We start from the raw sequence: 13,764 nt of genomic DNA on the forward strand, positions 1-13,764 counted from the left end.
CCTATTATTTCTACTACTATTTTATCACAATAACTATATTTTATCTAAATAATTTTAAATTTTTAAAGGGCGAACCAAGTTCGCCCTTAATTAATTATTTAGAAACTTCTTTTTCTAATTTTTCAAGTATATCTAATGCTTCCTGTGGTAATTTGTCTCTTCCGCCTTTAAAAGTTTCCATATTATTTAAAAACTCTTTTCTGTAGTTTATACTACTTAACCACATTTTTTGATATTCAGTATTTTCCATATCTGGAGTAAATCCTTCTATTTCCACATATTCAATATCAGTAAAGTTACCTAATTTTTTAAATTCTATTTTCTTAGTTGCTATATCTTCCAGTAATTTTAAGGTAACTTCTTTTGGAATTTTCTTATCTAGAAAATGTCCTGTATTGAATATATAACATTCTACATTTCTGTTCTCAAATAATTCCTTAAACTTATTATAATCATCTTTAAGAGGATAAGTCCTAAAAGGATTTGCATAAGGCTCTATAACTAAAGCATTCATATCTACACCATTAGCAAGTCTTTCAGCCGTAGATCTTTTAGTTGCAAGGGTAGCTCCCATTACAGATGCAAGTACAGGGTTAGTTATTTTCACTATTGGTGGAATAGTTGCATCCTTCATTAACCAAGCTATAGAATCCACTGGTTCATCTATTTTATCTATTCTATTTTCTGCCCATAGTTTCGATTTAACAGCTCTTCCATTACCATTTCTTAAATCTTCTGTTACTATAACTTTCTTTCCTTCATCATCTAAAGTAACTCCACAGTTTTGTACTGTTATTAAATACTTATTTGATGGATGGTCCGTTGGATAATCTTGAGTTTTATCAAAATATGATGGTTCCAAAGCTACTGAAGATCCATCTTTAGTAGATATTACATAAGCATCATCATGTAATATTGTTATATCATATTTTCCGTCATGTTTTTCATGAGTAAGTGTAGATTTACCTGAACCAGATAATCCAAATACTCCAATAGTGTATTTTTCATTGTTTGAGAAATTATATCTTTTCATTCCACCATGACATGAAGCAAATCCATTTCTATTTGCTATACCCCAAGCCAAAGTTAATGTTCCTTTCTTATGCTCACCGAAATATCTCATTCCACATAATAATGCACAATTATGCTGTGGATCAAATAATGCTAATCCATTTGGGTGAGTAGGTGGGTAATATTCTGGATCAGATAATATATAAATATCACCTTCTGGCAACTTTGTAGAATTTTTATACATTTTGATATATTCCTCTGTTATATATTGGAAATTAAGCATCCAACTATACATTGTGTTTTCATAGCCTTCTTGAATTAATAAATGAGCCTTTACCATGAAATCTTCATGTAATCCTATAACCACTTGAGCATGGTATAGTTTTTTATATCTTGTATGAAATACTGCTTCTCTTGCAATACCTGCAAATTGTCCTTCATCTACATTATTTTCTCCAATAATAACTCTAGCTCCTGCGAATCTTCCAGTTATTTCACCATCATTAAATAAAAGAATCTTTGAACCCTCATCTAATCCTAATTCTGTTGGTCTATGTACTGGCATATCCGTAACTATTGTCCCCGATGAAGCTTCTGCTAACTTATATGCTTCTGATAATGAAGAAACTTTAATTACATTATTACCATAAAAAGTAGATTCAATTGTAGTACGTATAGAAGAAAAAATCGGATTATCCTTTCTTATATCTTCTCTTCTATAGTTTGCTGTCGTTGCCATTGTTTTTATTTACCCCCTATAATACATATTATTTTAATAATCATATTATAACAGATAATTCGACGATTTGAAACAAGATATGATATATTTTTTTAATATATGTGTTATACTTTTTTTATTATATTCCACACTAGTACGTCACTATACTAAAATTTCAACTTAGATAAAGCATCTGCTAAATCTGTATTTAAGGATTCATTCTTATTCTTATTTTGTTGCTTCAGATAATTAGAAACTTCCTTCTTAGATACATTACTCTTTTCCTTTGATTTTCTTTCATTAAAAGTAGATAATTTTTCTCTATATCCACATTGACAAGTAAATATCTGTGAATCACCCTCTCCACGAAGCTCCAATCTTTTTTTGCAATTAGGACATCTTGCATTTGTTTCTCTAGATATATTTTTTCTATGACCACATTCTCTATCCTGACATACATACATCTTTCCTTTTTTTCCTTTAACTTCTAACATGAATTTCCCACATTCCGGACATTTATTTCTAGTCATATTGTCGTGTCTAAAGGTTTCATCGCTGTTTTTTATTTCTTTTACTACTGTTTTAGAGTATTCTTTCATTTCTTTTATGAAATTATTTTTATTTAGCTTTCCCTGGGAAATAAGACTAAGTTTTTGTTCCCATTCTGCTGTTAAAGCTGGTGACTTTAAATCTTCCGGTACTAACTCCATTAATTGTTTTCCCTTTGATGTTATGAAAATATCTTTACCATTTTTCTCAATTAGAAATGTATTAAATAACTTCTCGATTATATCTGCTCTAGTTGCTACAGTTCCTATTCCACCTGTTTCACCAATTATCTTTTTCAATGTTTTACTCTCATCACTCATATATCTTACGGGATTTTCCATAGCTTGAAGCAAAGTCCCTTCATTAAATGGTGCTGGTGGTTTAGTTTTTCCTGTTGTTTGTACTATGGATATTACTTTCAATATATCCCCTTTATTTATTATTGGAAGATTTTGTTCATCATTATCTTCCTCTTCATTATAATTATTATTTTCATATATTTCCTTCCACCCCAAGGATATTACTCTTTTTCCTTTAGCTATGAAATTTTCACTTCCTATTTTAGCTTTAATAGAAGTTTCCTCATATTCAAAAGGTGGATAAAGCACTGACAAAAATCTTTTAACTACTAAATCATATATCTTTCTTTCATTATCATTTAGATTCGATAATAGTACTCTTTCTTCCGTAGGAATTATAGCATGATGATCAGTTACCTTAGAATTATCTACAAAAGACTTGTTAGTCTTTATTGGAGAGTTAAGTAGCTTGGATGCAATTCTTCCATATTGACTGATGTTACAGGCTTTTACTCTATCTTTTAGTGTATCTACTAAATCCTCTGATATATATTTAGAATCTGTTCTTGGATATGTCAAAATCTTATGATTTTCATATAATCTCTGCATTATGGATAATGTTTCTTTTGCTGAGTATCCAAATATTCTATTGGCATCTCTCTGTAACTCTGTTAAATCATATAGTCCTTTGGAATAGGACTTTTTATTAGACTTTTCTATATCAACTATTACAGCATCTTGTCCTTTAATAGAATCTAGTATTTTATTAGTTCTAGCTTTATCAAATGTTTTAATGTCCTTAGTGTTACTATCTTGCCATACTAATTTTAATTCCTTTATATTTGCAGTAATGCCATAATATTCTTTTGGTACAAACTTTTTAATCTCCTCTTCTCGTTGTGCAATCATAGATAAAGTAGGAGTTTGAACTCTACCACAGGATAACTGAGCATTATATTTTACGGTAAGAGCACGAGTAGCATTTATACCTACTATCCAATCAGCCTCTGCCCTTGCAACTGCAGAATGATAAAGATTTTCATAGGCTTTACCATCCTTTAATTTATTAAATCCATCCTTTATTGCCTTATCTGTAACTGATGAAATCCATAATCTTTTGATTGGCTTTTTTACATTAGCCTTTTCTATTATCCAGCGAGCTACAAGCTCTCCTTCCCTACCTGCATCTGTCGCTATAATTATTTCATTTACATCTTTACGATACATCTGTTCCTTAACTGTATAGAATTGCTTACTGCTCTGTCTGATGACTTCAAGTTTCATATTATCTGGAAGCATTGGAAGGTCTTCCATACTCCAAGTTTTATATTTCTTATTATATTGTTCTGGGTCAGCTAAAGTAACTAAGTGACCTAATGCCCATGTTACAATATATTTTTCTCCCTCTAAAAATCCATTACCTTTTTTGTTACAATTAAGCACCCGTGCTATATCTCTAGCAACTGAAGGCTTTTCTGCTAAAACCAATGATTTACTCATTAAAAACATCCTTTCAATTTTTGTTTTGCTGTTCTATTTGTTCTGCTAATTCACTTAAATAAACCCATCTATTCATTTTTTCTTCTAGTTTATTTTCAATTTTTTCCTTATCTTCTAGTAGTTCTTGAAGTTTAGTATAATCTGTAGCAGCTATTTCTATTTTCTTATCTATTTTTGCTATATCATCTTCCAATTTAGCAATAATAGTATCTATCTCCTGCCATTCTCGTTGTTCATTATATGAAAATTTCAATTTACTATTTGTCTTTTGCTTTTCTTTATGTTCAGATTTTTTATCTGTCTGAAGACTTTCTTTTTCAACTTTTGATACTTCTTTAAAATACTCATAGTTTCCAGTATATCCTGCTATTTTTCCATTTCCCTCAAATACAAATAATTTATCCACTATTTTATCCAACAAATACCTATCATGAGATACTATAACTACTGGTCCCGGAAACTCTTCAATATAGTCTTCCAATACATTAAGCGTATCTATATCTAAATCGTTAGTAGGCTCATCTAATAAAAGTACATTTGGTGCTTCCATCAACACTCTAAGTAGATGAAGTCTTCTTTTTTCCCCACCTGAAAGTTTTCCTATGGGTGTCCATTGAAGTTCTTTAGGAAATAAAAACCTTTCCATCATCTGAGAAGCAGAGATTTTTTCTCCATCAGAGGTTTGAATAAATTCTCCGCCTAGCTTTATAAACTCAATTGCCCTAATATCATTATCCATATTTAAATTTTCTTGGGCAAATACTCCAATTTTTACAGTCTCTCCCACATCTACTATACCTTTATCTGGATTAAGTTTTCCTGCAATTATATTCATTAAAGTCGATTTTCCACTACCATTTGGACCAAGAATTCCTACTCTATCATCTCTCAAAATAATATAACTAAAATTATCTATTACTTTCTTTTCATCAAATGATTTCTCTATATTTTCCATTTCAATTATTTTTCTACCTAATCTAGTGCCTCCTACAGATATATCTAATTTTTCATTTGATATATCTATTCCTCCTTCCTTCAATTCATTGAAACGTTCTATTCTAGCTTTTTGTTTTGTAGTTCTAGCTCTTGCCCCTCTCTTTATCCATGCTAATTCTTTTTTAAATAAGGATTGTCTTTTTCTCTCACTGGCTAATTCTATTTCTTCTCTTTCTAATTTTTTTTCTAGAAAATAATTATAATTACCTTTATACAGATGAAGACTTCCTCTATCTAGTTCCACTATTTGATTAGTCACTCTATCTAAAAAGTACCTATCATGGGTAATCATAAGGATTGCTCCTTTTCTACCTTTCAAGTATTCTTCAAGCCATTCTATTGTATCATTATCTAAATGGTTAGTTGGCTCATCTAATATAAGTAATTCTGATGGATTGATTAAAGCAGATGCCAAGGCTACTCTTTTTCTTTGTCCTCCAGATAAGTTACCTATCTTTTCATTGAAGTTTGTAATACCAAGTTTAGTCAACACTGATTTTGCCTCATTTTCTAAATCCCAAGCATTGGCATTATCCATTTCTTCTGTTAATTTTAATATTTCTTCACTTTTAGTATTTGGATTTAAAATTGCCTCTTCATATCTTCTAACTAATTGAATATTTTTAGAATTACCTCTAAAGACCTGCTCTACTACTGTAACTTCGAGATCAAAATCTATATCCTGTAATAGATATTCTATATTTACATTGTTGCCTTTTATTATTCTTCCTGTATCTGGTTCTTCCATTCCTGCTATAATCTTTAAAAATGTAGTCTTTCCAGTACCATTTACCCCTATAAGACCTATTTTGTCTCCTTCATTAATTCCTAAACTTATATCTTTAAGTACCTGTTTTTCATTATATGCTTTTGATAAATTTTCTATAGATATTAAATTCATAATATAACCCTTTCGTTTAAGTTTTTCTAACTTAATATTATAACATATATTGGGCATACAAAACAAAAAACGGAGAATTAATTCTCCGTTTTACTCTGATATTGATAGCCTAGAAAATCTACAATCTCTATTACTTTAACTTTTCTACGATAAAATCTGTATCTAAAAAAAATGCTTGTCTTTTATCCTTATCTTCTATGTCTTCAAATCCTAGCTGATAAACTGTTGGATTAGTATTAGATTTTACAGTCAATATTTTGTTCTTTGAATCATAGGAACAAATGTATCTAGTATAAGTAGTATAATTATACTTTGTATTTTTAACAAACCCATTTGGCATAGTCATTGCATTCATTATATTATAAGAGTATGAAAGTGCCTCTTTAGCACTATTGGGTTTAATATTCGTTTTAGTTAGATAAAATGCTTTAATAAACCTAGAAATAGGATCGTAACCTCCTGGTAAATCTTTAGCAGAGTTAAAACCTTCAAGATTATCTAAATCTAAAATTTGATTCAGTCTTCTAACATGAGATTCAAATCTCGGTGAATTTGTCATTACATCATATGGATTTTCATAGCATATCAATTCCCCTTTTCTAGGCTCAACAACAATGCACCTTTTAGTAGAATCGGCAAACATAAAATGAAAATCTGGTGATATTACATTTTCTCCCTTATGATCTTTAGTAGACATATGGATATTTGGTAGGTCTCCAATTAATTCCTCTACAGATTTATAGCTTGTAAGTGCATAGGTCAAGTAAGTCAAGCTAGAAATATTAATCTTTTCCGATTTCACCTGATTAGCATAAAGATTGAATCCCGAAAAAGCATTGGTAATCCCTATTAATCCATATTCATTTATACCATCTTTCAATGGGTCTCTATTTTCAAAACATAGACCTAATGTTTTATATTTTGAATACAATGGTTTGCCCATTAAATCATTACAAAAATTATACTTCTTTGGTAAATAAATTACATTGTAATTTAGAGGAACTTCATAATCCATTGTCCTCCCCATGACACAGCCATTATTATAATTTATTTTTATACCTGTACACATATTATCCCTCTTATTATCATAATATATTTTTTGAAAAGAACCACTTTAGAAATAACTTAATTATCTATATTTTAATTATAGCTTATATTTTCTTTCATTCCAATAAGAACCACCTTTAACAATTTTTTAAATATAATTTTAGAGAGGATTAAATAGTAATTTAATCCTCTCTAAAGTAGTTATCTTCAACATTTAAAAATTTATTAGTAATCAACCTTTTCTTTTAAAAAACTTCCATTTCTCAATTCATCAAATGCCTGTTGGATCTCTTCCTTTGTATTCATAACAATTGGTCCACCCCATGATACTGGCTCATCTAACTTATCAGAACTTATAAATAAAATCTGTATATCTTCATTAAGAGACTCTATATCTAATGAATCTCCCTCAGTTAACTTAACTGCTGTTTTCTCTCTTACAATTTCATCTGTTACTTTAGCATCACCAGATAATAAAAATACTAATACTGATTTATTTTCTTCAGTTTCAATAGTAAATTTATTATTTGCTTTTAACATTATATGATAGTAATCAAGTGGTAAGTATTTCCCCTTGAATCCTTCATATTCTTTATAGTTACCACTTATAAGTCTTAATATCCCTCCATCAATAGGAATTTCTTTTATGTCATTTTTCTTTATGCTGTGATACTCTGGAGCAGCCATTTTATCTTTTTTAGGCATATTTAACCAAAGCTGAACTCCTAAAAGCTTATCAGAAGCGGGTAGCTTCTCTTCATGTAATATTCCGGAACCAGCTGTCATCCACTGAACCTCTCCATCGGAAATTCCGTCCTCATGTCCAAGGCTATCCCTATGTACCATATGACCTCTAACTACTAGACTAATAGTCTCTATACCTCTATGAGGATGCATCGGAAAACCTGCTGTATATTCATCAGGATTTGTACTATCAAAAGAGTCAAGCATCAAAATAGGATCAAAAGTTTCAATTGTATTATGTCCCAAAACCCTAACTAAATTTACTCCTGCTCCATCCTTGGTTCTAAAGCCTGTCACTCTATCTTTTATCTTTCTTTTCATATTATAGCCCTCCAAATTTTTCATATAATTTAATATATTTTCTTGTTCCTCTTAAGTTCTGTCTTTTACATAAAGTCGCCTCATTATTTTTGACCTATCTTCATTAATTTATCTCTAATTAGATATGGTTATCTCTAATTAAAGATAAATCGGAACCTTAATAGACTTATCCCCCTTTCCATAGATTTAAATCAATATTATTAAAAATTCTATTAAATTTTCTTACTAATCTACATCTATCTCCAATCTCTTAAAAGTAAAAATAGCTTCATATAAACAAGAGAGCATGGCTAGCATAAGCTTTCCATACTCTTAATTTTATCTCTTTCTAATAATTTATCAACCTTACCTCTTGATATGTGTAGTATATTGATAAATGAAATACATATGCAGGAGATAATCTTCTCATGGCAGGAATAAAGATATCATTATATCCACTAATCTGTCCAAATGATTTCATAGCCTCCATCAATTGTCCGAAAGGTGAAGATTTATATTCCTACCGTCCTCTTTCTATCTAATATTCTATATTAATTATGTTTTTTTATAACAGGTATCCATACTTCAAACTTTGCATCCTGGGGATCTGCTGATAGATATACTTCAATATCAGGTGCATTGGCATATTCATAGCCTGATGTAGGAAGCCATTCAGTTATAATTCTCTTTTCAAGTTCTTGTATAGAATGTGGCATAGTACCTTCTCCATAAAAAATTGCCCACGTTGATGCCGGAACAATGAATTCTTCAAACTCTTTATCAATAAATTTATCGCTTGCGACAGCAATATAATACTTCCAATTTTCTTCTTCATTACAGGCACTTACTCCAAGTACACCCATGGGCTCAGAACTCATCATAGAAACAAGTTTTCCCACAGTGCCATCTTCTGCCACCCTTTGCCACATTTGTGGAACAATCTCAAAGTTTTTCTCAATCTCCTTATGTAAAGATTCTGCCACTCCAATGATTCTAAAACTATCTTTCTGTTCAATTCTATAATTCATCTCCACATCTCCTTTAATTGTTATTCTGAAGCTAATTGGAGGGAATGCCTTGATTAAAACGCCTTTTGTTCTAGCCTGTGATGGTGTAATTCCATGTATATTTTGAAAAGCTCGGTTAAATGCAGTCGGAGAATTATATCCATATTTTAAAGCAATATCGATGACTTTCTCGTTACTATTTTGCAAATCAACAGCTGCCATTGTCATACGTCTACGACGAATATATTCCGCAAGAGGTACATTTGCTATATAAGAAAACATTCTTTGGAAATGAAATGTAGAACAGCAAGCAATTTTTGCAATATATTCATAATCAATTTCATCCTCCAAATGTTCTTCAATATAACTTATGGCACTATTTAATCGTTCTATCCATTCCATCCTCTTCTCTCCTTTACAATTAAGTATAATATAATCCAGCTATTTTTTCCTCTCCATTCATGCACAAATAAGAGAGTTATCATAAAATTAATGATATTCTAATTGCAAAAACGAAGAATTAATTCTTCGTTTTTATAATTATTTTATTCAATTACTCCAAAGGCACCTTCACTTTGACATTCATCATCTGTCTTGATTACTTTCTTTTGCCATTTGTTGCCTCTATATACCCAGTAACCATATAGACATACTATAAGATTACTAAAGCTCATGGAAAACCATATTCCAGTAGGCCCCCAATTTGTCAAATGTTTAAATATAAGTATCATTGGGAGTCTAACAAACCAAAGTCTGCCTATTTCCATTGCCATGGAATACTTGGTATTTCCAGAACCTTGGAATATTCCTTGTAGTACGCTGAATATACCCATTAAAGGCATTGATAAGGATATATAGAATAAATAAGTTAAGCTTAGCTCTATAACTGAAATATCATCTTTTGACTGCATAAAAAAGTTTATAATAGGCTCATCAAATGCTATTAAAAGTACACAACCTATAGTTCCTATAAGAATTGTTAATTTCAATGCTTTATGGAAAGCCTCTCTAGCCCTATCAATTTGATTAGCACCTATATTTTGCCCTACTATTGCAGTTAAAGCTGAACCCATTCCCATGGCTGGCTGCATTACTAAAGATGTTATTCTATTTACCATGGCATATGCTGCTATGGTAGCTGTTCCATAGGATCCTATAAATCCATTAAGTACAATAAATCCTAAGGAAGCTCCTGACTGCCCTATTGAAGATGGTAATGCTACAGTGATTATTTCTTTTACTATTGATTTATTAAATCTAAATCCTCTAAAATCTGGTCTTATTTTATTACTTTCAGTAAATAGCATAATGACTCCTGCCAGTGCCAAGACTGCTCTAGCCACTAAAGTAGCCCAAGCGGCTCCTGCAATTCCCCAACCAAATGTAAATATAAATATTGGGTCTAAAACTACATTTATTATTGCTGAAATAGCACTAAGTATAGTTGGAGCTAAGGTATTTCCTTGGGCATTCATAATAGAGGTAATATTAAAGAATAGGAACATGAATGGCAAGTCTAAAAATGTAACTCTCAAGTAAATATTACCATATAATCCTAAATCTCCAGTTCCACCCATTAATCTAATTATAGTCGGGCTTATTAAATACCCTAAGGCAGTAAATACAATTGAAGATAATATAGTAATAGCTATTAATTGAGTTGAGTATTCTCTTGTATCCTCTATTCTATCTCCTCCAATTAATTGAGACAAAATCGAAGTACCAGCTATAGATAATCCAATACCCAGTGACACAAATAAAAAGTTTACAGGCCATACAAAAGCCGTTGCTGCAAAATGAACTGAAGATATTTTACTAACCCATACACCATCTACTAGATTATATAGAGTCTGTATAAGGCTGTTGATTATAATTGGAATTGATAAAGTAATAAGTACATTATATATATTTCCTTTTAAAATCATTTCTGTTTTATTTTGCTTATTCATATTCCACCTCTTTCTATATATTTCGAGTCGCTAAACATATATATATTATATCATCTTCTCTAAAAAAGAAAAGTAGGTATAAAAAAAAATATAAGTTAGACCAAATTGGTCTAACTTATATTTTCATGTGTCATAATTTTAAATTTAAGATTATAAATATTTTGCCAAAATATTTATAGAGGAGAAAACTTCATGGGGAAAAGTTTTCTACAAATCTATTGAGAACTCAAATGAGTTGTCTCCTTATTTAATGTCAATTCTTTATTAATTTTGTCCTTATGGTTTTAATTACCATAAACCCTAATAGTACAAAACCTACATATCCATTTATTACATATATTATATTTACTAGTTTATCGAAAGGAACTTTTAGGCCAATAAATACTCCAATTACAGCTAAAACTACTGTTAATATTTTAAATTTATTAGTTTTTTCTTCTGAAAATCTTGCAACAACTTGCCATAAAAGTGGTACTGCTGTTGTATATATACCTGCTACTACTATGAATGAAAATATTATAGCAAGTATTGAATTTATATTACCTGCAAGTATCAATGTAGGTACCATTGTACCAGCTAATTGGTCAATATTTGCAATAATACCTAGGGTAATAATTGCAAGTGAAATACTGAATCCTGCTGCACCTAAAACTACTCCAGTAGTAATTTCTTTTTTACTTTCACTTGATCCTCCTAGAGGCGTTAAGAATCCTGCCAACCACAACATACAGAATCCTACATAAGAACCAGCTGCAAAGAACCAATTAGAAGATGCCTTTAATAAATTAAGCTTTGGTATTATTTCATTAGCTTCAGATAGTCCTGATGGATTTTTTATTATAGATGCTATACCTAATATAATTGTTAATAAAACGATTGCTGGACCTATCTTACCTATTACATCTACTATCTTTCCTAAACCAAATATTACAGTACCTCCTGCTAATATGCCCATAAGTATTCCACCTAATGATGTAGGTAGTCCGTATTGCTGATTTATAGTAGCACCTGCTCCACCCATCATAACTATAAATGACATATAAATAAATGCTATGGAGAAATAATCATAAAAGTTTCCAATTATATTTCCACAATAATATTTATATACATCGCTTCCTTTTGGAAACTGTTGTTCTTTACCTACTGTTACAAACTCAACTGCTACATAAACAAATAATAGAAACGCTACTACTACTCCTAATATTCCTAAGTATCCATATGCACTAAAATACTGCATAACTTCTTGTCCCGTTGCAAATCCTGAACCTATTAGAAAGGCAATATATGCCCCGGCATAAGTCATAGTTCTACCCCAGTTTATTTGCTGTTTTTCCATAGTTATCATCTCCTATAAATTAATAGTACCTTATTAACTATTCTAGTCAAAAGGGGCATCAATAGCCCCTTTTATTTCTAATGATGGAAAAATTATAGAACTAGAACTGAGTTACTTCTTTTATTTCTGTATTTAATCCTTTTAAAGCTCTTTCAACCATTTTCTTTCTCAATGTATATTCTTCATTCTCTGGAAGATTTGGATTTCCAACAGGATAAGGAATTGCAATAGTTGGAACAATTCTATTAGCTCCTACTGATTCTGAGATTGTAGTTATAGTAGACATATGAACTATAGGTATGCCATATCTTTCGATTTCTTTTACCATCGTTGCACCGCAACGTGTACAAGTACCTCAAGTAGATGTTAAGATAACACCGTCTACTCCAGCTTCTTTTAATTCCTTTCCAATTTCAGTCCCAAATTTTATTGAATTTCCAACAGACGTTCCTGTACCAGTAGTAGTATAGAAATATTCAAATACATTACCGATAACTCCTTCTTTTTGGAATTCTTTAAGCATATCAAGGGGAGCTACTCTATCTGGGATTTCATTTGCATATACAGGGTCAAATCCACCGTGAATTGTACAATATTCTCCTGTTAAAGCCTCTCTGCCACTTACATCATATTTGCCCCATTTTTGAGCACTAGCAGACTGAATTCTATCTGGGTTGCCATGTGGAACCATTCCACCGCTAGTTACTAAAGCAATAGTTGATTTGCTTAAATCTTTAATAGCTGGTGCTGGGTCTACCTTATCAAATACTGGCATTGGTAGTTCTGTTTCAAAAGGTTCATCAGTTAAACGAGCCAATAGCATATCTACTGCTCTTCTAGAACCTCTTTTATCTGATAAAACAGTAAGTCTCTTTCCTTGAGAAATATATCCTTCTTCTGCCGGAAGACCTAGTTCTTCATTTTTCATTAATTTCTTTACGATATTAGCCATTACTGGTAACGCTTTTCTCATTCCAGCTGCTGAATCTGTAGTTTCCACTACGATTGCTTTAGCCCTACAAGAATCTAATCCCGGGTTTTCTATATACATACCTGTAACTACAGGAATATTTAATTCATCTATTACTGCATTAGCTACTCCTGAGCAAGCCATACCATATCTTCCTGCATTAAAAGCTGGTCCTGCAACAATAATGTCTGGATTGCTTTCTTTTATTACATTCATTATATATTCTAAAGCTTCTTCTTTGTTTTCATTAAAATAGTTATCACCACATATTAATGTTCCTACTACTTCCCCTTCTTCTCCAAGAAGACCATTAAATCCTAATGCTGGTCCAATGTTTTCCTTCTTAAAAACTGGTGCCATTCCTGCTTCTTCTTCTCCACCTATTTGACCAAAGAATTGATTAACATAATATAATACCTTGAATTTCATATTTTTCT

The 13,764-nt window shown here is 31.0% G+C and carries 10 protein-coding genes; all 10 read right to left on the reverse strand.

The window, feature by feature from the left end:
* Positions 1-94: 94 nt before the first annotated feature.
* Positions 95-1,750 (reverse strand): phosphoenolpyruvate carboxykinase (ATP), encoded by a 1,656-nt coding sequence (locus tag FYJ83_RS04610; RefSeq protein ID WP_154439164.1) that lies wholly within the window; start codon positions 1,748-1,750, stop codon positions 95-97.
* A 146-nt stretch (positions 1,751-1,896) separates the two neighbouring features.
* Positions 1,897-4,077, reverse strand: coding sequence for a DNA topoisomerase III (locus FYJ83_RS04615; RefSeq protein ID WP_154439165.1), 2,181 nt, complete (start codon positions 4,075-4,077; stop codon positions 1,897-1,899).
* Between the two features lie 13 nt (positions 4,078-4,090).
* Positions 4,091-5,974 carry an ABC-F family ATP-binding cassette domain-containing protein gene (locus FYJ83_RS04620; protein ID WP_154439166.1) on the reverse strand — a complete coding sequence of 628 codons (1,884 nt, stop codon included), beginning with the start codon at positions 5,972-5,974 and terminating at the stop codon, positions 4,091-4,093.
* Positions 5,975-6,104: 130 nt separating this feature from the next.
* Positions 6,105-7,043 (reverse strand): linear amide C-N hydrolase, encoded by a 939-nt coding sequence (locus FYJ83_RS04625; RefSeq protein ID WP_229768489.1) that lies wholly within the window; start codon positions 7,041-7,043, stop codon positions 6,105-6,107.
* 203 nt (positions 7,044-7,246) lie between these two features.
* A complete protein-coding gene (locus tag FYJ83_RS04630) occupies positions 7,247-8,086 on the reverse strand; it encodes a pirin family protein (protein WP_154439167.1) in 840 nt (279 codons plus the stop codon).
* A 328-nt stretch (positions 8,087-8,414) separates the two neighbouring features.
* Entirely contained in the window at positions 8,415-8,546 is a 132-nt protein-coding gene (locus tag FYJ83_RS20200) for a hypothetical protein (protein WP_268233506.1), read from the reverse strand.
* 70 nt (positions 8,547-8,616) lie between these two features.
* A complete protein-coding gene (locus FYJ83_RS04635; RefSeq protein ID WP_154439168.1) occupies positions 8,617-9,474 on the reverse strand; it encodes an AraC family transcriptional regulator in 858 nt (285 codons plus the stop codon).
* 143 nt (positions 9,475-9,617) lie between these two features.
* Positions 9,618-11,021: an MATE family efflux transporter gene (locus FYJ83_RS04640; protein ID WP_154439169.1), complete on the reverse strand. Its 1,404-nt coding sequence runs from the start codon at positions 11,019-11,021 to the stop codon at positions 9,618-9,620.
* Between the two features lie 253 nt (positions 11,022-11,274).
* Positions 11,275-12,357, reverse strand: coding sequence for a YkvI family membrane protein (locus tag FYJ83_RS04645; RefSeq protein ID WP_154439170.1), 1,083 nt, complete (start codon positions 12,355-12,357; stop codon positions 11,275-11,277).
* Positions 12,358-12,457: 100 nt separating this feature from the next.
* Positions 12,458-13,756 carry a glycine/betaine/sarcosine/D-proline family reductase selenoprotein B gene (locus tag FYJ83_RS04650; RefSeq protein WP_154439171.1) on the reverse strand — a complete coding sequence of 433 codons (1,299 nt, stop codon included), beginning with the start codon at positions 13,754-13,756 and terminating at the stop codon, positions 12,458-12,460.
* Positions 13,757-13,764 lie beyond the last annotated feature (8 nt).

It is taken from the genome of Tissierella pigra (assembly GCF_009695605.1).
In the GTDB taxonomy this organism is placed as follows: Bacteria; Bacillota; Clostridia; order Tissierellales; family Tissierellaceae; genus Tissierella; species Tissierella pigra.